Origin of the sequence: Limosilactobacillus sp. (assembly GCF_040772465.1) — a bacterium.
Lineage (GTDB): Bacteria > Bacillota > Bacilli > Lactobacillales > Lactobacillaceae > Limosilactobacillus.
The window spans coordinates 238498-260430 of record NZ_JAXGYB010000002.1; the positions used below are offsets into that span (position 1 = coordinate 238498).

General features: G+C 46.9%; 21 protein-coding genes. 2 read left to right on the forward strand and 19 right to left on the reverse strand.

Going from position 1 to position 21933, the window contains the following annotated elements; all coding sequences use genetic code 11:
• Window positions 1–21: 21 nt before the first annotated feature.
• Together uvrC and AB3114_RS03130 are read right to left on the reverse strand one after the other, a co-directional pair.
• On the reverse strand, window positions 22–1830 hold the full coding sequence (gene uvrC, locus AB3114_RS03125; RefSeq protein ID WP_367341803.1) for an excinuclease ABC subunit UvrC: 1809 nt from the start codon (window positions 1828–1830) through the stop codon (window positions 22–24).
• A 114-nt stretch (window positions 1831–1944) separates the two neighbouring features.
• Window positions 1945–2694, reverse strand: coding sequence for an amino acid ABC transporter ATP-binding protein (locus AB3114_RS03130; protein WP_367341804.1), 750 nt, complete (start codon window positions 2692–2694; stop codon window positions 1945–1947).
• Between the two features lie 164 nt (window positions 2695–2858).
• On the opposite strand from AB3114_RS03130, the gene AB3114_RS03135 reads away from it, so the two are divergent.
• Window positions 2859–3005 (forward strand): hypothetical protein, encoded by a 147-nt coding sequence (locus AB3114_RS03135; RefSeq protein ID WP_367341805.1) that lies wholly within the window; start codon window positions 2859–2861, stop codon window positions 3003–3005.
• A 49-nt stretch (window positions 3006–3054) separates the two neighbouring features.
• On the opposite strand, the gene yihA is transcribed toward AB3114_RS03135, so the two are convergent.
• The 7 genes from yihA to rpsO form a co-directional block, all read right to left on the reverse strand.
• Window positions 3055–3636 (reverse strand): ribosome biogenesis GTP-binding protein YihA/YsxC, encoded by a 582-nt coding sequence (yihA, locus tag AB3114_RS03140; RefSeq protein ID WP_367341806.1) that lies wholly within the window; start codon window positions 3634–3636, stop codon window positions 3055–3057.
• 28 nt (window positions 3637–3664) lie between these two features.
• The gene (gene clpX, locus AB3114_RS03145) at window positions 3665–4921 is read right to left on the reverse strand and encodes an ATP-dependent Clp protease ATP-binding subunit ClpX (protein WP_367341807.1); all 1257 of its coding nucleotides are present in this window, start codon (window positions 4919–4921) and stop codon (window positions 3665–3667) included.
• Between the two features lie 149 nt (window positions 4922–5070).
• Window positions 5071–6405: a trigger factor gene (gene tig, locus AB3114_RS03150; RefSeq protein ID WP_367341808.1), complete on the reverse strand. Its 1335-nt coding sequence runs from the start codon at window positions 6403–6405 to the stop codon at window positions 5071–5073.
• A 182-nt stretch (window positions 6406–6587) separates the two neighbouring features.
• Window positions 6588–7778, reverse strand: a complete 1191-nt coding sequence (tuf, locus tag AB3114_RS03155; RefSeq protein ID WP_367341809.1) for an elongation factor Tu — start codon at window positions 7776–7778, stop codon at window positions 6588–6590.
• 193 nt (window positions 7779–7971) lie between these two features.
• On the reverse strand, window positions 7972–8874 hold the full coding sequence (locus AB3114_RS03160; protein WP_367341810.1) for a hypothetical protein: 903 nt from the start codon (window positions 8872–8874) through the stop codon (window positions 7972–7974).
• Window positions 8875–8951: 77 nt separating this feature from the next.
• On the reverse strand, window positions 8952–10760 hold the full coding sequence (locus AB3114_RS03165; RefSeq protein WP_367341811.1) for a ribonuclease J: 1809 nt from the start codon (window positions 10758–10760) through the stop codon (window positions 8952–8954).
• A 172-nt stretch (window positions 10761–10932) separates the two neighbouring features.
• Window positions 10933–11202: a 30S ribosomal protein S15 gene (rpsO, locus tag AB3114_RS03170; protein WP_283584326.1), complete on the reverse strand. Its 270-nt coding sequence runs from the start codon at window positions 11200–11202 to the stop codon at window positions 10933–10935.
• A 245-nt stretch (window positions 11203–11447) separates the two neighbouring features.
• Here rpsO and rpsT point away from each other — a divergent pair, with 245 nt between their 5' ends.
• Window positions 11448–11702 carry a 30S ribosomal protein S20 gene (gene rpsT / locus AB3114_RS03175; RefSeq protein ID WP_367341812.1) on the forward strand — a complete coding sequence of 85 codons (255 nt, stop codon included), beginning with the start codon at window positions 11448–11450 and terminating at the stop codon, window positions 11700–11702.
• A 59-nt stretch (window positions 11703–11761) separates the two neighbouring features.
• On the opposite strand, the gene holA is transcribed toward rpsT, so the two are convergent.
• From holA to typA, 10 genes are all read right to left on the reverse strand, one after another.
• On the reverse strand, window positions 11762–12784 hold the full coding sequence (holA, locus tag AB3114_RS03180; RefSeq protein ID WP_367341813.1) for a DNA polymerase III subunit delta: 1023 nt from the start codon (window positions 12782–12784) through the stop codon (window positions 11762–11764).
• On the reverse strand, window positions 12754–14751 hold the full coding sequence (locus AB3114_RS03185; protein WP_367341814.1) for a DNA internalization-related competence protein ComEC/Rec2: 1998 nt from the start codon (window positions 14749–14751) through the stop codon (window positions 12754–12756). Before AB3114_RS03185 ends, holA begins: the two co-directional genes overlap by 31 nt.
• A 251-nt stretch (window positions 14752–15002) precedes the next feature.
• Window positions 15003–15491 carry a ComE operon protein 2 gene (locus AB3114_RS03190; RefSeq protein ID WP_367341815.1) on the reverse strand — a complete coding sequence of 163 codons (489 nt, stop codon included), beginning with the start codon at window positions 15489–15491 and terminating at the stop codon, window positions 15003–15005.
• A gap of 67 nt (window positions 15492–15558) precedes the next feature.
• Window positions 15559–16212 carry a helix-hairpin-helix domain-containing protein gene (locus AB3114_RS03195; protein ID WP_367341816.1) on the reverse strand — a complete coding sequence of 218 codons (654 nt, stop codon included), beginning with the start codon at window positions 16210–16212 and terminating at the stop codon, window positions 15559–15561.
• Between the two features lie 57 nt (window positions 16213–16269).
• Entirely contained in the window at window positions 16270–17343 is a 1074-nt protein-coding gene (locus AB3114_RS03200; protein ID WP_367341817.1) for a SepM family pheromone-processing serine protease, read from the reverse strand.
• The gene (coaD, locus tag AB3114_RS03205; RefSeq protein WP_367341818.1) at window positions 17315–17848 is read right to left on the reverse strand and encodes a pantetheine-phosphate adenylyltransferase; all 534 of its coding nucleotides are present in this window, start codon (window positions 17846–17848) and stop codon (window positions 17315–17317) included. Before coaD ends, AB3114_RS03200 begins: the two co-directional genes overlap by 29 nt.
• On the reverse strand, window positions 17845–18411 hold the full coding sequence (gene rsmD, locus AB3114_RS03210) for a 16S rRNA (guanine(966)-N(2))-methyltransferase RsmD (RefSeq protein ID WP_367341819.1): 567 nt from the start codon (window positions 18409–18411) through the stop codon (window positions 17845–17847). The genes coaD and rsmD overlap by 4 nt, the downstream gene beginning before the upstream one ends.
• Window positions 18408–18695 carry a YlbG family protein gene (locus tag AB3114_RS03215; RefSeq protein WP_367341820.1) on the reverse strand — a complete coding sequence of 96 codons (288 nt, stop codon included), beginning with the start codon at window positions 18693–18695 and terminating at the stop codon, window positions 18408–18410. Before AB3114_RS03215 ends, rsmD begins: the two co-directional genes overlap by 4 nt.
• A 12-nt stretch (window positions 18696–18707) precedes the next feature.
• Complete coding sequence (locus AB3114_RS03220) at window positions 18708–19910, reverse strand: FtsW/RodA/SpoVE family cell cycle protein (RefSeq protein WP_367341821.1); 1203 nt, start codon at window positions 19908–19910, stop codon at window positions 18708–18710.
• Window positions 19911–20021: 111 nt separating this feature from the next.
• Complete coding sequence (typA, locus tag AB3114_RS03225) at window positions 20022–21872, reverse strand: translational GTPase TypA (protein ID WP_367341822.1); 1851 nt, start codon at window positions 21870–21872, stop codon at window positions 20022–20024.
• Window positions 21873–21933 lie beyond the last annotated feature (61 nt).

The following is a 21933-nucleotide window of genomic DNA, read 5'->3' on the forward strand; positions in this document are numbered from 1 at the left end:
ATTGACAAAAAATCGTCAAAATCAGTCGTGCGAGCTTCCCTTGTTAACAGCCGCCTTGCCCTGTAATGAAACTTTAACCAATTGTGCTGTCGGCAGCGGAACACCCAGCTGGTGGATGTCGTCCACACTGGCATTGGCGATTTTGGTAATTGACCCGAATTTTCGAAGGAGCTTGTCCCGGGTCTTCGGCCCTACCCCATGAATTTCATCCAGGCGACTGCTGAGCGAGTGTTTGGTGTGAACCTGCCGGTGATAAGTAATAGCAAAACGGTGAACTTCATCTTGAATTCGCTGAACCAGGTAAAAACCTTGACTGCGCGGGTTCAAGTTGACCGGGGCATCATTTGGTCCAAACAGCAAATCAGCCGTCTTGTGTTTATCGTTTTTCACCATTCCGACGACCGGGATATGCAAATCCAATTCATTGACTAAGACGTCTTTGACCGCGTTCATTTGAATTGATCCGCCATCCATGAAGATCATGTCCGGCATGGCCTTATCTTCTTTCAGTAGGCGTGAATAACGGCGCCGAATGACTTCACGTGTACTGGCGGCTTCATCAGCGTGGTCAACCGTCTTTAATTTATATTTGCGGTACAGCTTTTTGTTAGGCTCGCCATTTTCAAAGACAACCATCGCTGACACCAGGTCAGCCCCTTGAATGTGCGAGTGGTCAAAAGCCTCAATTTTCCGTCCTTCTGGCAAGCCGAGAGCATCGGTGATCTCCTTCATTGCCCCCGTCGTCTTCTTTTTATCAAGTTCTAATAGCCGGAATTTTTCGTCCAGTGAAAGCTTCGCGTTTTCACCTGCCATTTTAAGCAAGTCCCGTTTTTCACCCCGCTGTGGCGTCCGCACGGGCACACCTAAAATGTCGGCAATTTCTTTGTTAGGCAGACCCTTAGGCAGCAAAATCTCCCGCGGTTTGATGTTGTTGCGCCGGTTGTAGAACTGCAGGATAAAACTCGTCATTTCTTCTTCAGCCGTATCGACGATCGGGAAGAGACGCTTTTCGCGTTTCATCAAACGGGATTGCCGTACAAAGAAGACCTGAATCGACAGCCACCCCTTGTCCATATAAAAGTTGAAGAGGTCGCGAGGAGTGCGGTCATTACTGATGATCTTTTGCTTCTCGACGGTCACTTCGATGTAGTGCAACTGGTCACGAATTTCTGCCGCGCGTTCGTACTCCATCTGTTCACTGGCTTTCTTCATCTGTGCGGTCAAGTGGCGTTTCACTTCAGCCGTATTGCCGTTTAGGAAGGACTTAATGCGCTTGATTTGGGCGTCATATACTTCACGTGGTACCGTTTTAAAGCAGGCACCGAGACATTGTCCCAGGTGATAATAAAGGCATGGGCGTCCTTCGTGACCATGGCAGCGCCGCAGCGGATAGACCTTCTGAATGAACTTCAGGGTTTCTTCCGCAGCGTAGACGTTCGGGTATGGTCCAAAGTAATAGGCACCATCTTTAGAAACCTGGCCGGTAATGACCGTCCGGGGATCACGTTCGTTAGTAATTTTAATATAGGGATAGCCCGTCCCCTTCTTCAACTTAATATTGAAGTATGGTTGGTGCTTTTGAATCAGGGTGATTTCCAGCAGGAATGATTCCTTATTGGAGTCCGTAATGATGGTGTCAAAGTCGGCAACTTCAGATACCATCTGAGCGACCTTTCCCGTGTGGCTGCTCTTAAAATACGAACGCACCCGATTTTTAAGGTTCTTGGCTTTCCCGACGTAGATAATATGGCCATTGATATTTTTCATTAAATAGCATCCTGGTCGATCTGGTAATAGTTTCAACTTATGCTCAATGTGTTCACTGGCCAATTATCTCACCTCCTCAAGCCTTTTCGTAGCACTCCTATTTTATACAAAGTCGGACGCAGACGCAAAAAAAGCGCCTGCAAACTTGCAGACGTCGATATTTTGTCAAATTAAATTCTAAGCATCCAAAATCTTTTGCATAAAGTCCTGAGCACGCTTGGTCTTAGGATGAGCAAAGAAGTCTTTCGGTGACCCGCTTTCTTGAATGCCACCATCAGCCATGAACCAAATTTGGTCAGCCACGTTTTTAGCAAAACCCATTTCGTGGGTAACAACGACCATCGTCATCCCCTGGTTAGCCAATTCCTGCATAACCTTCAGCACTTCACCAACCATTTCGGGGTCAAGCGCACTGGTTGGTTCATCGAAAAGCATCACTTCAGGCTTCATCGCCAGCGAACGCGCAATGGCCACCCGCTGCTGCTGACCACCAGATAACGACAATGGGTAAGCATCTGCCTTGCTCTTCATCCCCACCTGGTCGAGCAATGCCAGTCCCTCTTTTTTGGCCTGCTCTTCACTTTCGTTACGTACCTTTTTCGGTGCTAGTTCAATGTTTTGAAGCACGCTCATATTAGGGAAGAGATTAAAGCTTTGGAATACCATCCCCATTTTGGCCCGCATTTGCTGAACCTGACTATCATTCAGAGTCGTCAAGTCGGTCCCTTCAAAGAACACTTTGCCGGCCGTTGGTTTTTCCAATAAGTTCAAGCAACGTAAGAAAGTGGATTTCCCTGCACCAGAAGGACCAATCACACAAACAACTTCGCCCTTTTTCACCGTCCCGTTAACGTGATTAAGAATGGTATTTTTACCAAAAGACTTCTTCAAGTCTTTAATTTCAATCATTGTTTCTGAATCTGCCATGATTCAATCCTCCGTCCGTTGATTTAATGCTGTTATTATACCTAATGATGTTTGAATATGCAAGTCATTCGCTGATTTTTGCCTATTTATGCATCAAAAATGAATAGTTGCAGGGAAGGGAACGAAATGCTAACATAAAGCAAATAAAAAAAGGAGGCCTCGTGATGGGATTAGTTACCCGGCAAAACCGGTCTCTTGACGACCTTTTTCAAAAATTTGCCAAAGCGCCTGAAGACATTAAAAAGCGCAAGATGAAGGGCGTTGAGATTAAGGGACCAGACGAGAAGTCAAATCAAAATAAAAAGAAATAAATGAAAAACGAGCAGCACGCCAGTCAAACTGGAATGTTGCTCGTTTTATTTAACACAGCTTTTCAATCCACTGCCAAACTGCATCTTTACCTTTTTTGCTAGGTGCAGCAAACATTACCAGTGGAGCTTTTTTCGTTAAGCCCAGCGTTTGCTGAATCAATTTTTTGGATTTAGCTAACTGACTGGGTTTTAACTTATCACTCTTAGTACCGACAACCAGAGTTGGCAACTGATAGTATTTCAGGTAGTTATACATGGTAACATCATCATCAGTTGGCTTATGGCGGGCATCGACTAATTGAATCACCCCACGCAGCTGCTGGCGTTGGGTCAAGTAAGCCTCAATCATCTGGCCAAAGCGTTCGCGTTCCTTTTTGGAAACCTTGGCAAAGCCATAACCAGGCACGTCAACGAAATAAAGCTGATCTTCAACGTGATAAAAATTTAACGTCTGCGTTTTACCAGGTTGGCTGGACGTGTGAGCGTAATTGCGACGGTTGATCAAGACGTTCGTTAAAGTAGATTTACCAACGTTAGAGCGACCGACAAAGGCAATCTCGGGTTGCTGACCCTTGGGGTACTGAGCAGCCTGCACGGCACTGATGGTCAATTCAACATTATGGACTTCCATCTCGTTCACCTCATCTGCTTCATTCTGCTTAGGAAGCTTTTTCGTCTTTTAAGATGTATTTAGGCTCGCGGTGATCATCAACGCAACGCTTGGCGATGACGACGGTTTCGACGTCTTCCCGACTCGGCAAATCAAACATCACATCACGCATGACGTCTTCGATAATAGAACGCAAACCACGGGCTCCCGTCCGCCGTTTAATCGCCATCCGAGCCATTGCGCGTAGCGCACCGTCAGTGAACTTCAGCTTACTGCCATCGAGTTTAATCAGTTCTTGATACTGCTTAACCAGCGCATTCTTTGGTTCCGTCAAAATCCGGACCAAGTCATCTTCATCCAACTTCTGTAAAGCAGTCAGTACTGGCAGACGACCAATAAATTCTGGAATCAAACCAAAGCGCCGCAAATCTTCAGGAATGACGTGTTGCAGAACATTTTTGTCATTGACTTGAACAGCTTCCTTGGAATCAGTGCCGAAACCAATGGTCTTATCACCCAGTCGTTCCTTCACAATGTTTTCAATGCCATCAAAGGCCCCACCGACGATGAAGAGAATGTTAGTAGTGTCCACCTGGATAAATTCCTGTTGTGGATGTTTCCATCCTCCTTGCGGCGGAACATTGGCAATCGTCCCTTCCAGAATCTTCAGCAAGGCTTGCTGAACACCTTCACCAGAAACGTCCCGCGTAATTGAAACGTTTTCGCTCTTCTTAGCAATTTTATCAATTTCGTCGATGTAAATAATACCGTGCTCCGCACGCTGAACATTAAAATCAGAAGCCTGCAACAACTTCAGGATAATGTTTTCGACATCTTCACCGACGTAACCAGCCTCGGTCAACGTCGTCGCATCAGCAATAGCAAAAGGAACGTTTAAAATTCTCGCCAGTGACTGAGCAAGGTAAGTCTTACCAGAACCGGTTGGCCCGATCACTGCAATGTTGCTTTTAGCCAATTCAGTGTTATCAGTTTCATTCTTGTCCATCGCCGTAATCCGCTTGTAGTGGTTGTATACGGCCACAGCCAGGGTCTTTTTCGCATCTTCTTGACCGATAACGTACTGGTCAAGTTGTTTGACAATTTCTTCTGGTGTTGGCACCTTCAGATCTTCAACTGGATGATCCTGTGCAAGCTCTTCATCAATGATCCGCTTGCACAGATCAACACATTCGTTGCAGATGTAGACGCCGGGGCCGGCAACAATTTTGGCCACCTCGTCTTGTGACTTGCCACAAAAAGAACAGTGAATCGTGCCACCGTCAGCACCACTGGTATCTTCAAACATGGATTGATTTCCTCCCCGTAATTAATTGTGCTTACATTCTAGCAAATATTCAGAAAATTTTGAAATATTTGACTTCAAATGCAAACAAAAAAGAGTTGGCTGACCGATTAATCAGCGCAACTCCTTTCTGAATAACGATGAATCAAGAATTACTTGTCGCTGTCCTTGTCATCATCTTTTTTGTCGTCCTTCTTTGGTTCCAGTTCCTGCTTAGCAGAATCAGCAACCAGGTCAACGGCCTTCTTAATTTCGATATCATGACTCAGCATATCAGTGGAAAGAACCTTCTTAACTTGGTCTTCATCCATCTGGTATTGCTTTGCCAGGTCCTTGATTTCCTTATCAATGTCATCCTGGCTAGCAGTCAGCTTAGCATCCTTAACGATGGCTTCGAGTACCAAGTTAGTCTTAACACGGTGTTCAGCATCGTTGGAGAATTGCTTACGGAGAGCATCTTCGCTCGTTCCAGTCATCTGGAAGTAGAGCTTTGGACTGATCCCCTGTTGTTGCATACCAGCTAAGTACTGTTGCATCTGACGGTCGGTGTCATCCTTCTTCATCTGTTCAGGAATGTCGCCGATGGTTGCATTTTCCACAGCCTTGTCCAGTGCTTCTTCTTCAACGTCAGAACGAATGTCGTCATCCTTCTGCTTTTGCAGTTGGTCACGAGTCTTCTTCTTCAGTTCATCAAGGGTGTCAACATCTTCATCGACGTCCTTGGCAAAGTCGTCATCCAGCTTTGGTAATTGCTTTTCCTTGACTTCGTGGATCGTAACAGCAAAGTTAGCGTCCTTACCAGCTAATTCTTTAGCGTGGTAGTCCTTAGGGAAGGTAACCTTAACGTCAACCTTATCATCAGCCTTGTGACCAACCAGTTGGTCTTCAAAGCCTGGAATAAAGGAGTTGGAGCCCAGTTCGAGTGAGTAGTTGTCGGCACTACCACCATCAAACTTCTTACCATCAATGGTACCAACATAGTCGATAACAACCGTGTCACCCTTAGCTGCTGGCTTGTCTTCCTTCAGAACAAGTTCAGCTTGTTGTTGACGCTTGTCTTCGATTTCGCTGTCAACGTCAGCATCGCTAACCGTGTTGTCGTGCTTGGTAATGGAAAGGCCCTTGTAGTCGCCAAGCTTAACATCAGGCTTGATGTCAACCGTTGCAGTCATAACCCAAGGCTTGCCCTTTTCCATGCTTTCAATTCCAATTTGTGGTTGTGAAACTGGTTCGATGTCAGCATCCTTGACAGCTGCTTCGTAAGCATCAGGCAAAACCTTGTTTAAGGCGTCCTGGTACAGTGATTCTTCACCGTACATTTGGTTAAAGATTTGGCGTGGCACGTGACCCTTCCGGAAGCCAGGTACCGTAATCTTCTTCTTAGTTTCTTGGAAGGCGTCATCAATACCCTTTTGTACGGTCTTGACGTCAATCTCAAAAGTCAGCTTACCGCGACTCTTGTCGTCTTCGCGTTCCCATTTTGCCATGTGAATTTCCTCCAATAAAATATCATTTTAAACGGTCGCCTGTAATATGATTCACAGACTTCCACATACTTTAATAGTCTACCCTAGAAGTACTTGTTTTTCAAGCGTTTTCCGCCATCAATAGACGCAAAAAAGGACTTGGCAAGCACCAAGCCCTTTATGGATATAACCGTTAGTTCGGATTAGTCCAGAACATCTGAAACAACACCGGCACCAACAGTGTGGCCACCTTCACGGATAGTGAACTTCAGACCCTTTTCAAGGGCAACTGGCTTCTGCAGTTCAACAGTAAAGGTAACGTTGTCACCAGGCATAACCATTTCAACGCCATCTGGCAGTTCAATGGTCCCAGTAACGTCAGTAGTGTGGAAGTAGAATTGTGGACGGTAGTTTGAGAAGAATGGAGTGTGACGGCCCCCTTCTTCCTTGGTCATAACATAAACTTCGCCCTTAAACTTCTTGTGAGTCTGGATCGAACCTGGTTCTGCCAGAACTTGACCACGTTCAACTTGGTCGTGGTTGATACCACGAAGCAAAATACCAACGTTGTCACCGGCTTCACCAAGGTCCAGAGTCTTGTGGAACATTTCCAGACCAGTTACGGTGGACTTCAGAACATCGTCAGTCAAACCAACGATTTCAACTTCGTCACCGATCTTAACAGTACCACGGTCGATACGACCAGAAGCAACAGTACCACGACCAGTGATAGTGAAGACGTCTTCAACAGGCATCATGAATGGCTTGTCAGTAGGACGCTTTGGAGTTGGAATGTAGTCATCAACAACATCCATCAGGTGAAGGATAACCTTTTCTTGTTCAGGGTCACCCTGCAGAGCCTTCAGAGCTGAGCCACGGATAACTGGAACATCGTCACCAGGGAACCCGTATTCAGACAGAAGGTCACGAACTTCCATTTCAACAAGGTCGATCAGTTCGTCATCGTCAACCAGGTCACACTTGTTAAGGAATACAACGATGTATTGAACACCAACTTGGCGAGCAAGCAGAATGTGTTCACGAGTTTGTGGCATAGGACCATCATCAGCGGCAACAACCAGGATGGCACCATCCATTTGTGCGGCACCAGTGATCATGTTCTTAACGTAGTCGGCGTGGCCAGGAGCGTCCATGTGTGCGTAGTGACGCTTCTTAGTTTCGTATTCAACGTGGGCCGTGTTGATGGTGATACCACGTTCCTTTTCTTCTGGGGCAGCGTCGATGTCAGCAAACTTTTCTTCCTTTGCCAGACCCTGCTTAGCCAGAACCTTGGTGATAGCTGCAGTCAGCGTAGTCTTACCGTGGTCAACGTGGCCAATAGTACCAATGTTAACGTGCGGCTTAGTACGTTCATAATGTTCTTTTTCAGCCATTAAGAAACCCTCCAAATAAATGTTTCAAGAATCATGCCAGTCAATAGAAACTACCAACTGGCACACCTTTAAATTTATTATACTACTTTGTAACGCTGAGTTAAAGGATCAATTCAACGCCCCAAAGAATTCTCACTTATAATATCAGTTAGTCCCAACTTTGTAAATGAATTTACTCAAAAAAACAAATATTTTAGTGAGAAATTCGGGTGACTAGCCTGTTAATTTTTCTTTGCCAATCCAAAGCTTTCTCTACCGAATGATTGGGCTTTACTAACTGACCACTGCTCGTCAGTGCGGTCACCCAACTATTGGGGTCAGTAACAGCTACATCGATGAATGGATAGAGATAAATTAGCTGCAAATTTAATTCGCGCTGGGCTGTTTGCAAAGACACCGGATCCTGGTTGGCATATTTATCCGCAATCTGCTGTCGTAATTGCTGGACAACCCCCATCGAATCGATCGCTTGCAAATCAGCCAAGTTCAAATCGTGTTCCTGCTCGTCAATCCAGTAAACCTTGACATTTTGCTGAATCTTTAGTGGTTGTAAATTCTCCAGTAAGCTAGCCCGAATCAACGGATTGGTGAAGGGATCACGTAGGAGAAACATTGCTCCTTTAAGGTAATAAGACAGCGGCAAACGATTGGCGACAGACATTCGTCTTTGTTGTTCCTTAAAAGATGTGTCACCCAGATGATAAAATTCACGCCACCGTTCACGCAAACTTGTGTTCATCGTTGCCAACGCATTTTCTTCAGCATCTTTCACCAGAGGCATTAACTGAACTGACCATTGTGGCAGCTTGGCAATCTGTCGACGAGCAGTCATAAACTGTTGGTCAGCCAGTTCAACACGAATCAACAGCTGGGCGTCGCTCTTTTCTTTCAGATAATCACTAACCCGTTCTTCTGCAAGACGGCGAGCAGCCATGTATTGATGATCAGCAAGGTTAGCTGCTACTAGTGCCCGATTAATACGGAATTCATCTACTTCATCATTGAGTTTTGCCAAAATAGTGGCAGCAGCATGGGCTTTGCCGTTTTTGATTAGTATACGAGCCCGATCGAACTTTTTTAATTGACTATCGTTCATGCTTGCATCCCCTTTGAATAGCAAAGGGCTCCGTATGCCCGCCTTGGGCATGGAGTCCTTTACTAATCATATTTGATCTAATCTTTTTTGTTCAACTTGGCCTTGGCTTTTTCACGTTCCTGGTGTTTGCGGCCGCGACCACGACCACGATGGTGTTCTTGATTGGCTTTCTTGCCCTGGTCATTTTCGTTCTTCTTGTTGCTCTTGTGGTTTTTGCGTTTAGCATGCTGGTTGATTTCCATAATGACAGGAAGAATTACTGGATGGCGCTTGGTGTGGTCAAAGAGGAAACGGTTCAGCTTGTCACGAACGTCCTGCTTTAAATGCGTCCAATCGAATTCTTTTTCATCAAGGTTCTTTTGGACAACCCGTTCGACTAACTGAGCACTCTGCTCCATCAGTTTGTGGTTGGTCTTGACAAAGACAAAGCCCCGCGAAGTAATCTGCGGTTTGGCCACAATCTTCTTCTTTTTGCGATCAATGGTGGCCACGACGACGAAAATACCATCTTCAGAGAGAACACGCCGGTCTCGTAAGACGATGTTGCCGATATCGCCAACTCCAATCCCATCGATCATCGTGTTAGAAACATCGATATGCTCGCCCAAGTGGAATTTTCCGTGGGAATAACTGAGGACGTCTCCCTTGTCGCAAACAAAGATGTGATCCTTAGGAATACCGACTTCTTCAGCCAATTCAGCATGCTTGTTGAGCAAACGGTACTCACCCTGGATCGGGATGAAGTATTTTGGCTTCATGAAGTTGAGCATCAATTGTTCATCTGTCTGGTTAGCGTGGCCTGATGGATTAAGGTCGTCAAAGATAAACTTGACGTGTGCTCCAGTCCGGTAGAGCATATCCTTAGTTTTTTGAACCTCGGTTTCCATCGCATATGATGGTGTCGTTGTGACAAAGACCGTGTCATTCTTATCAAACTTAAGGTGTTTGTCATTGCCGTTAGCGAGCTGTTGAAGAGCTTCAATTGGTTCGCCCAGCTTACCGGTAACCAGAATGATAACTTGTGAAGGATCCAGCTCGGCCGCCTGCTTCAAGCTAACTTTGATGCCCTTTGGTTCATGAAGTTTGCCCAACTTGACTGCAGTATCGATAATCTGCTCGAGGTCTTTGCCATAGAGAGCAACCTTGCGATCAGTGGCAGCAGCCGCATCCATAATTTGTTGAATACGTACGATATTAGAAGCAACGCTGGCGACGATGATTCGACCTTCGATGTACGTAAAGTTTTGCTTCAAGTAAGCCCCAATATCCTTTTCACGGGTGCTGACGCCGGTGATCCCTGCACCCGCAGAATCACTCATCAGTGCAAGAACTCCCTGGGTGCCAATTTCAGCCAAACGTGCGAGATCGGTCTTGTAACCCTTTGTCGCGGTTTGGTCAAACTTGAAATCACCCGTGTAAACAATATTGCCTTCGTCCGTCTGCAAAACAATGCCGAGCGTATCAGGAATCGTATGCGTCGTTGAGAAGAAAGAAACCGTGACGTCATCAAAATCGATTTCGGTATCTTCATCGACGATGTTAAAGTCGTTGAACTTTTTAACCTGCTTGTTGTTCTTCACTGCCAACTTGGCCAAAGCAATCGTCATGTCACTACCAAAGACCGGAACTTGGAAGTCCATTAAGAAGTAAGGCAAAGCCCCGATGGCGTCGGCGTGACCGTGTGTCAGGAAGACCCCCGCAATCTTGTCGGCATGGTCTTTCAAATATGACCAGTCAGGAATCACTACGTCGATGCCCATCAAGTCATTTTCTGGGTAGCGGAGACCACAATCCAGAATGAAAATCTTGTCGTTCACTTCGACAGCGTACATATTTTTGGCGTTTTCATGTACACCACCGAATGGAATAATCTTAATCTTGCTCATATCCATCCTTCATTTCTATGCAGTTTTAACCAGTCACCATGGTGGAACCGGTAAATATTATTTCGAAAACACAGTTAAAATTATCTTAACACAGTTTAACTGCTGCTGACCACTACGAGCAAGCAAAAAAGCCTCCTCCAAATACGGAGAAGGCTTTCGAACAATTGAAATATTAACGACGCAGACCCAGGCGTTGGATCAGCTCACGGTATGCAGGCAGATCAGTGCGACGCAGGTAAGCCAACAGGTTACGACGGTGACCAATCTTCTTCATCAGACCACGTTGTGAATGGTAGTCATGCTTGTGAGTCTTCAGGTGATTGTTCAGTTCGTTGATGTCAGCAGTCAGTACAGCAACCTGAACCTGGGTAGAACCAGTGTCGCCTTCGTGAGTTGCGTATTCTTTAATGATTTCGTTCTTGCGTTCTTTTGAAATAGCCATTGCTATTTTCCCACCTTTCAATAATTTTGCACCTAGTTCTAGGTTAAACGTCGGTGAGGATCGTAAAACCGAGAAGAGGTATGGCCAAATGACCTCTTAATACATTACACGTTTTTAACGCTAAATGCAAACCACTTTTTTATCTTGGCCGTCAATTGATATTGCAATCAGGCACTGTCTCTAGTATAATGGCAGATGTTGAATTTTGAGGTCAATTAAATTGACGGTGATGGAGGTGAAATTTCATGCCAATTATCAAGTCAGCAATTAAGCGTGTTAAGACAAGCGAAAAAGCTGAAGCTCGTAACGCTTCACAGCTGAGTGCAATGCGCACCGCTGTTAAGAAGTTTGACAAGGCCAAAGTTGCCGGTGCTGACAACCTTGAAGATTTGTACAAGGCTGCCATTTCAGCAATCGACCATGCCAAGGCTAAGGGCCTGATCAAAGCCAACAAGGCTGCACGGGACAAGTCACGTCTGGCCGCACGTTACAACAAGTAACATCCACCAGCTTAAATATAAAAGCCATCCGGAATTCCGGGTGGCTTTTTTCTATGCCTTTATGCAACATGACCAAGCTTCAACATAAACAATTGAAAAAGCAATTCAGGCGATCGCTGTGACGACTTGAGTTGGATATCGCAATCGATTAAACCCAGATAGCCGCTCGTCAAATCTTGCATTTTAAAATGACGAACCGTCTGCATCCCTAACTTCACCCGGTACGGGTGGACCCGAAGCTTGCTGGCAATACTGCCCTGGCTGAGTCCCCGTTTGGCCAGCACCTTGATTTGAATCAACAGGCGAAACTGATTGACCAGTGCGCCATTAATAGCGAGCGGTGCCGTTTGGGCGGCCAGTAATTGTTGGTACAGATTAAGGGCTGTTTTCTGATCGCGCTTAAGCACGGCATTCACCAAGTGAAAAACGTTGTTGTCCAACGATTGTTCAATCAATCCAGCAACCATCTTAGCCGTGACAACATTGTCCGGATACGACAGTAACGCTAACTGTTGGACACTGGCACTCATTCGTCCATAATCAGCATTGCAGCGACGCACCAGTTCATCCATCGCCGTTGGCTCAATTTTCACTCCCGCATCATGAAATAAAGACTCTACCGCACGTCGTGCCGCCGCTTCCTTTAAGGGAGCAGCGTCAACCTGCACCGCATTCTTTTTTAGTAATTTGACGACACCTTTGCGCCCATCTAACTTCTCGTAAGGCGCAAAAAGCACCATGATGGTCGTCGGTTCCGGCTTTTTTAAGTAGTTAGCTAGCTCGTCAACATTGTGATCGACTTTAACATTGGGACGCTGCCCAGTTAGAAAGTAAGGCTTATTGATCATCACAAGACGGTGTTCACCAAAGAATGGCGCCGAAACAGCATCGTTGATCGCCGTCGAAATCGGGGTGACTTCCATATCGTAGTTACCCACGTTCATCACTTTTTCTTCATCGGGGATTAGCTTGGTGAAAGCCGCCCGCGCCTGTTTTTGTAAAGCCTGTTGGGTGCCCAGCACCAAATACACCGGTGCTGACGCACTCTTCTTTAACTGTTGCTGTAAGGTGGCAACATCCATTTCAATTCGTCTCCTCGTAAACAAGTTTTCCAAATACCATGATGACCGCGATACTGATAAGTAATCATTCCATATTGTTGGGTTGACATCGACTGCACACCATTGGCCTGGAGAGTAGATGTCGTTTCACGATTAGGATGTCCATAGCGGTTGAAGCGCCCAGCGGAAATAATCCCTAAATGCGGACGCCAGTGCTTGATTGCTTCAGGATCAGTGGCAGTCCGGCTACCATGGTGCCCGAGTTTTAAAACGTCGACATGTAAGTCCGGGTAGCGTTGGATAACCGCCCGTTCGCCAGCCCGATCGAGGTCTCCGGTAAACAGAAATGACTGGCCACCAAAATGGCCCCACATCGTCAACGAATCCTCATTTCCACCACGGCCCGCTCTTTCTGGGTGAACAGCCGTCAAAACATTATCAATCATATCATCAGCCTTGGCAGGTTGAACAGTCGTTGCTGTCGTTAATTTTTTAGTAAATTTTGGCATGCTCTCCATCCCTGCCGGAACAACCACGCGCCCCACTTTCATGTGCTGAAGCACCGCAGCGGTGTCCCCAATGTGATCCGCATCACTGTGGGTCAGGCAAAGTGTGTCGATGTGGTTGATTCCCTTGCTCTTCAAGTAGTTCAGGCTGCACCGTTCTGCATTCGAACGGCTGGTTTTCACTTGCGCCCACCTTCCTTGAGCAAAATTCAGTCGCCCACCCGTGTCAATCATGATGACCTGACGATTGAGCGGGGTGCGAATAATGATACTATCACCCTGACCAATATCGACAAAAGTGACCTCTCCGTTGAGTGGAGCGTGAATAGCCACAAAAATGAGTAGATAACTAATGATTAAAGTGGCCCAACGCCACCGTTGTCGGGGAGAATCCACAACTAAAAGCGCCAAAATCAACAGCAATAGCGTAACCGGACCTGGGGGACGTCCGTAGCAAATCTGACCAGGTAGGTGGTCCATCAAGATCAATAATCGGTGAAAAATCAGTAGCATCGTGTTAAAAATGTCACCGATCACCGGTAACCAGCAATAAGTTAAGGCAGCAAGGATCGTTCCCGGAAAAATAATTGCCCCAAAGAATGGCATCACCAAATAACTCGTGATTAAACTCAAACAATGGAATTCAAAGGCTCCATGTAAAATGGTTGGCAGTCCCAGAAGATTTAACTGGATAGATTGTTGCCAACCGTGCTCTTCCACGTAAAACAACATTAAGGACAAAAGATAAGACAGCTGGCCACCCATCCCCATTAAAAGCAAGGGGTCGTGTAATAAACCCAATATCAAGGAAATGGACCAGGCATCGGTACCCGAAAGATGGCAATGACGACTCAGCAGACGACACTCAGCCATGATCACCGCCCGTACTAAACTCACCGCTCCACCAGCAATCACTAAGTAAGCAGGCAGTGACAAAATCAAGAACAAATCAATGCTTTCTCGTGTGAGACGTAGCTTGATCAGACAGCGGCGCAGGATACCAACCGCCAGTACGACATGCATCCCCGAAATACAGAAAAGATGCAAAATACCAAGCTGCCTGACCGCTTGCTGCCAGTCTTCACCAGGACTGCTAAGGCCAATCAACAGGCGGTCACAATATTGGCCTAACGGTTGTGGCAATTCCCGGAAATAAGCATGCAACTGGGCCCGCCAACAGTGACAATGAGCGATCGGATCCACTGGCGCCACCTGTTGATAGGTTAACTGGTCTGCTCGCAGCTGATTACAGACTCCCCGTTCGCGATAATAATTGCGGAGGTTAAATTGGGCAACATTGGTTGGCACCATCACCGGTTGTAACTTACCACTAGCGCTAATCAACAGTGGCAAGCGCAAATTCAGCCACCACTGCTGTTCGTTTTCAGTCTTGCAACGCCAACTAACCTGCTCACGTTGACCATCAGAAGTCTTGCCAATAAGAGAAACCAGATTGCCATTGACATCCACCTGGTCGGGCATGACAGACAATCTGTGCTGGACTGCTTGTTCATTCCTTAAAGTACGCTTTGTCCACGTGTGGTTCCAAAAGCACGCCCAAGTGCAGCATAAAATGATAACAGCAACCATTTTCCACCAACAACGTGGCTGGTGAGCAGTTTCAATCCTTATTAACCAGTAGCTGAGGGGTAAGACCAGCCACCACTGGCGAGAAACAACCAGTGAAACGGCCAGTGCAGCCCCGATAGCCGCTGGCAGCCAGGAACGGCTAATTAGTCCTTATGCTGCGGATGGATGTACTGGTCCAACCGTGCTTCCTTTAAAATGTCAGGGTCAAAAGTGATATGTTTCAACTTAACGTTCTTCAGCTTAATCAGTTTCATCGCATACTCATCATTATGATAGTTGCGCAGGTAATTGATCTGCTTGATTCCCGCCTGCAGTAAGCTCTTTGTGCACTGCAAGCACGGAAAATCGGTGACGTAGATGGAAGCACCATCGGTCGATACCCCAAAACGGGCACACTGGAGCATCGCATTCATCTCTGCATGAATAGTCCGCACACAATGACCGTCGCGCATGTAACATCCCTTATCGATACAGTGATCATCACCCGAAACAGAACCGTTATATCCACCGGCAATCACCCGTTTGTCACGGACCAGTACAGCGCCAACCGACAGTCGCGTACACGTGCTCCGGGAAGCCAACAAGGCCGCCTGCAACATAAAATACTGATCCCAATCCATTCGTTTGTCCACAATCTTCACCCCTTTTGATTTGTATTTTAGTATAGTACACCCTGACAAAGATCGAAAACAAAGAGATTTAAACTGCTAACTGGTCGCGTAATTTATCGACTGTCTTGTCGCCAAAGCCATTGATATTTTTTAAATCATCGATGGACTTAAATTGCCCGTGCTCTTGGCGATATTGCAAAATCAAGTCGGCCTTTTTATCACCAATGCCCGTGATTGTGGTCAGTTGCTCCTTGGTTGCACTATTGAGATTAACCGGTTCGCGATCGGTTGACGTCGTCGCCGATGAATCACCAGAACTAGGGCTGCCACTCGTCGCGGTTCCCATCCCGGTAGGTGCCTGTTCGCCTTTAGCCGGGATATAAATAGCTTGGGCGTCTAGCAGCTGCTTAGCTAAATTAACTTGGTTGCTATCTGCATCATTGCGCAGACCACCAGCTGCCGTAACGGCTTCTTGCACTCGTGCGCCATGGGATAAGTGATAAACGCCTGGCTTATTGACGGCGCCTTTGACGTCAACAACCACCTTCCCACTTCCTGGATGCGAACTGCTACTCACCATTTGAGAACTGGCCGCTACCGGTTGGACATCAGATTGAACTTTGCTGGGCAGGCCTCCACTGAAGCCATGAGTCACCAAGTAAGCGACGACGATCACGATCACCACAGCAGCCGTGATCAGTTCACGACGGTAATCATCCCAAAGATTGCGCAACCACTCCATCAAAAAACACCTCCTAGCATATAAGTACGCTAAGGGGTGTCGAATACATTTAATTTTTTAATGATGAGTTTGCAAGTAGTGAACCGCATCGTTGAAGTTCTTGACCGGGACGACTTTCATCCCTGGTGCTTCTTTCTTAGCGGTATCGCGCGCCATCTGATAGTTGGTCTTATGGCCTTCCTCATATTTAAGAATGGTCTTCGTCGGCTTGATGTATGGGGCAAAGAAGATTTTGGCACCAGCCCGGTGCGCCGCAATGACCTTTTTATCAATCCCACCGATTTCGCCAACGGAACCATCAGGATTAATCGTTCCTGTCCCGGCAATCTTTTGCCCGTGGCGCAAATTGCGGTTGGTCAACTGCTGGTAGACCTGCAGACTAAACATCAACCCGCCTGATGGACCACCGAGTTGACCCGGGTTAATCCGGCACGGAATCTTGGTGTGAACTTTGACGTTGTCCGTCAAAAGGATACCGATCCCCGTCCGCGAAACACCAGACAAACGAACAAGTTTGCTCGTCGCCTCTTTCTTTTTGCCGTTATGCAGAAAATCAACCGTCAGCTTACTACCGACTTTGCGCTTGCCAATGTACTGTTGGTAACCATGAGCCGTGTTGAAGTGATGCCCGTTGACTTTAGTAATCGTATCGCCAACGTGCAACTTGCCCTTGAATTTGGAATTTGGCTGGATCGACAAAACGTAGATGCCGAGGTATTGCTTGCGGTAATACTGGTGAGCGGCCTTATAAGCAGTTGCGATTGCCTCGTTGATTGCGCTCTGCATGTAGAAGTCCTGCACTTTTTCGTAGGTCTGCCCACTAGTTCCACCAGTAACATCGTTGGCGCTTTCGATTGTCGCGTGTGGATTGAACTTAGCCCAGACCCAGGTTACCGGACGTGCCTGCGCCAAGTATACCGAAGTGATCATAAAGCTGCCCTTGCGGTGATCTGGGTGTCCTTTGACGGTAACGTAGGAACGCAGGTTATCCGCGCTTCCCGGCATTTCAATGTAGCGGTTCAACGGCCAGAAAAGGAACCAGCCCAAAAAGAGGACAATGGCGATCCCGATTCCGATCCGTTTTAAAATCCGCCGGTCACTTTTACTTGTGCTTTGTTTCTGTTTGCTCATTTTGTTCCGTCACCAACTTGAGTTTTCGTTCCTTTAGACGTTCATTGAGGGCCTCGTTGATCTGCCCTGGCAGGTATTCAGAAATATCCCCACCGTTCATCGCAACTTCTTTCAGAAGGCTGCTAGACAGGTGCTGGTACTTGGGATCAGCCAAGAAGAAAACCGTTTCGACGTCTTTGTCTAAAAACTTGTTCATCGCTGCGATGTCCCGTTCATACTGAAAATCAGTTGTGTTGCGCAGTCCCCGCATCAGATAGTCTGCACCGATCTTATTCATCAACTTGACGGTCAGACCAGAAGCGGTGATCACGGAAACGTTGTTCATCCCTGAAGTTGCTTCTTTAATTTGCGCCACCCGCTCATCGATACTAAAAAGTGGGTGCTTGGTCGAGTTCGTCATCACCGCCACAGCTAATTGGTCAAAGAGTGCTCGTCCACGTTTGATTAGGTCCATGTGACCACGTGTCAATGGGTCAAAGGTTCCTGGAAAAATTGCAACTTTCATTCTTTGCTACCTCCATCATAGCGATAAATAGTTAACACTGTAATACCGTAAGTCTGCCGTCTTTGCAAGCTAAAAGCAGTAAGATCCGTTGGTAAATTAGCGTGTTGGTCGGTTTCAGCGACCACTAAGGCATTGTTATTTAGCAGTCCCAATCGGACCATTGACTGCATATTTTTAATGATTTGCTGCTTAGCATAAGGCGGGTCTAAAAAGACCATGTCAAAACTTTCGTCATGCTTAGCTAGTAAGTGCAGCGCGCGATTGGCATCATTTTTTATCACGTCGAACTTATCAATGTGCTTAGTCACTGCGATGTTTTTCTTAATAGTTTGAATCGCTGCATACTGACGATCAACCATCACGGCACGATCGATTCCGCGACTAACCGCTTCGATGCTGAGGCCACCGCTGCCCGCAAAGAGATCCAGACTCGTACCCCCATCAAAATAGGGACCGATAATATTGAATAATGCTTCTTTAACTTTATCGGTAGTTGGCCGGGTTGCCCGCCCCGGAACCGCACTGAGACGTCGGCCACCATATTCACCAGCGACAATTCTCATTTAAAATCATCCTCTTCGTTATGCTGAACATCCATTTCCTGACGCAATTGCGTTAGTTCTGGATCGAGGTCTGGCCAAGCAGATTGCTCAACACGATCGACATTGCGCAATTTTGTAATCTTTTCCGCGATACTATCGATTTCCTTTTGGTCGACGTAGAGCACCAGGTAATGCATTTTACGCGAAACGTAGATAAGGTTGCCATAGTGACGTACTGACCGCACCGCCCGCATTGACTTAATATGAACAATCAATGAACGCCTTGAAGTCGGTTGAAATGCCACACTGCCACCTCCTTATTCATATACTTGATCCAAATTTTTTCTGATTTGCTCACGTTTACGGCGAATACTGATATTTTCCACCAAACCGATGCTGGCACACAGAACCAGCATACTGGAGCCCCCGTAAGAAATGAACGGGAAGGTCACCCCGGTGATCGGCAAAAGGCCTAAGACACCACCGATATTAAACAAGGTTTCAACTGAAATAAAAGCACCCACCCCGTAGCAAACGAGGGCTTCATACATCGAATGGGTCTTGACCCCTAAACGCACGGTATGCAAAATAATCGTTGCTAATAAAACCAGGATGATGGTCACACCGATCAACCCTAATTCTTCAGCAATAATCGACATAATAAAGTCGGTGTTAGGTTCCGGCAAATAGCCCATCTTCTGGATAGAGTTGCCAAGACCAGCGCCATGAAAGCCCCCGTTGCTGATAGCGTAATATGAATTAACCAACTGGCTTCCGATGCCCCGAGCATGTTGGAATGGGTCGATAAAGGCAACGAAACGCGCTGCCTGGTAATTATGGATGTGACCGACGAAGACATGCGCCATCGTCGGCACGCCAAAAGCCAGCATAAAAACACCTAATCCCAGGACAGAAAGCGAGATACTCAACGGAATTCCCGAAGCAAGGACGATGACGATCGCAATTGTTGCGTTAATGGTGAAACCACCGATATCAGGCTGAATGATAATCAATAGCAGCAAAACGCCCAGCAGAATCGTCGGCTTCCAAGCTTGCGCGCTCTTGTAAGAGAGTCCCCGCTCGCTGACGTGGGCAAACTGGTTGGCAAGGTACAAAATCAAAAATAGCTTACAGACTTCGGCTGGTTGGATGTTAAAGAACCCCAAGTGCAGCCAACCGTGAGCCCCGTTAATAGCGGCACCGTGAACCCGGACCACGATCAACAGCACCAAAAGGATGCGGAAAAACCACCGCAAAAAACCTGGATTCCGCAATTTATCGAGCCTGACAGAGCTAAAGAGAATGAATACCACTAAACCCATCAGGACGTAGATCAGTTGACGAATCAGGTAGCTCAGCGGTCTTTGACCATTCTGCATCTGAATGCCCGCACTAGCCGAGTAAACCATCACAATCCCCAAACAAGATAAGATGATGTACGGACCGGCGATCATCCAATCCCAGTAATGCATTTTTCGCCTAATTTTTTTAAACAACGATTTCAGCCTCCGTTTGCGCAACAAAATCGAAACCTATTATACACCTTTGGACAAGACCACCTCTAGACAAAAGAAAGGCCACTAGCCCTTGCCAAGCAAGAACTAATGGTCTTTGTAAAATTATCTTAAATTTTACTTCTTCTTGTTGTTAGCAGCCTTACGCCGCTTAGCGTCCTTTTCACGGGCGTTGGTGTTCAGGATCTTCTTACGCAGACGAATGTTCTTTGGGGTAATTTCACAGTATTCGTCTTCGTTCAGGAATTCCAGTGATTGTTCCAGTGAGAAGTGGGTTGGCGTGTTGATCCAAGCCTTTTCATCTGAACCAGCGGCACGAACGTTGGTCAAGTTCTTACCCTTGGTGATGTTAACGGTGATGTCATTTTCACGGTTGTTAACACCGATGATCATCCCTTCGTACACTTCGGTACCTGGGTCGATCAGCAGCGTCCCACGACTTTCGATACCCATCATGGCATAAGTCGTAGCCTTACCGGCGTTCATTGAAACCAAAGCACCCTTCTTCCGACCAGGATTCCAGCCCTTGATAACTGGGGCGTATTCCTTGAAGGTGTGGTTCATGATCCCGTAACCACGGGTTTGGGTCATAAATTCAGTGGAGTAACCGATCAAACCACGTGAAGGCACTTCAAAGATCATCCGGGTCTGACCGTTACGTGAAGGTTCCATGTTCTTCATCTGACCCTTACGTTGAGCCATGCTGTCGATAACGGCACCAGTGTAATCATCAGGGGTGTCGATTTGAACCTCTTCGAATGGTTCGCACATCTTGCCATCGATTTCACGGTAGATAACTTGTGGACGCGAAACGGCCAATTCATAGCCTTCACGACGCATCGTTTCAATCAGGATGGACAGGTGCAATTCACCACGACCGGAAACGGTCCATGCACCAGGGTCGTCAGTATCGTCAACACGCAAGGAAACGTCAGTGTGTAGTTCACGACGCAGACGATCTTCCAGCTGACGAGCAGTGACAAACTTACCTTCCTTACCAGCAAATGGTGAATCGTTGGTCCGGAAAGTCATTTGCAGTGTCGGCGGATCGATCCGGAGCAATGGCAAGGCTTCGAGGTGGTTAGGGTCACAGACGGTTTCACCGACGTTGATGTCTTCCATCCCGGAGACGGCAATCAAGTCACCGGCTTCGGCTTCCTTAATTTCCAAACGCTTCAGTCCGAAGAAACCAAACAGCTTGGTAACCCGGAAGTTTTGCTTGGAGCCATCAAGTTTCATAACGGTAACGTTGTCGCCAACCTTGATCTTGCCACGGAAGACACGACCGATACCGATACGGCCAACGTAGTCGTTGTAGTCCAGCATAGCAACTTGGAACTGCAGTGGTTCGTCGGAGTTGTCCTTTGGAGCCGGGATGGTCTTGATGATCGTGTCAAACAGTGGCTTCATGGTGTGCTTCTGGGTTGAAATATCGGCGTCCAGACTGGAAGTCCCGTTCATAGCTGAAGTGTAGACAACTGGGAAGTCCAGTTGGTCTTCATCAGCACCGAGTTCGATGAAGAGGTCCAGTACTTCGTCGACAACTTCCTTCGGGCGGGCACCCTTCCGGTCCACCTTGTTGATAACAACAACCGGAACCAGGTGTTGCTCCAGAGCCTTTTGCAGAACAAAGCGAGTTTGTGGCATGGTGCCTTCAAAAGCATCAACAACCAACAGACAGCCATCAACCATCTTCATAACACGTTCAACTTCACCACCGAAATCGGCGTGGCCTGGGGTATCCAGGATGTTAAATTGGTACTTGCCGTACTTAACAGCCGTGTTCTTTGACAGAATAGTGATCCCACGTTCCCGTTCGATCGCATTCGTGTCCATGGCACGATCCTGAATATCAAAATGTTCTGGCAGCGTGTCAGATTGCTTCAGCATTTCGTTGACCAAGGTCGTCTTACCGTGGTCGACGTGGGCAATAATCGCAATATTGCGAATATCATCACGTGATTTCAAAATGTTTCTTCCTTTCTCATATGCAGGGTTAACGTAACGACCAGCATCTAACATTCACCAT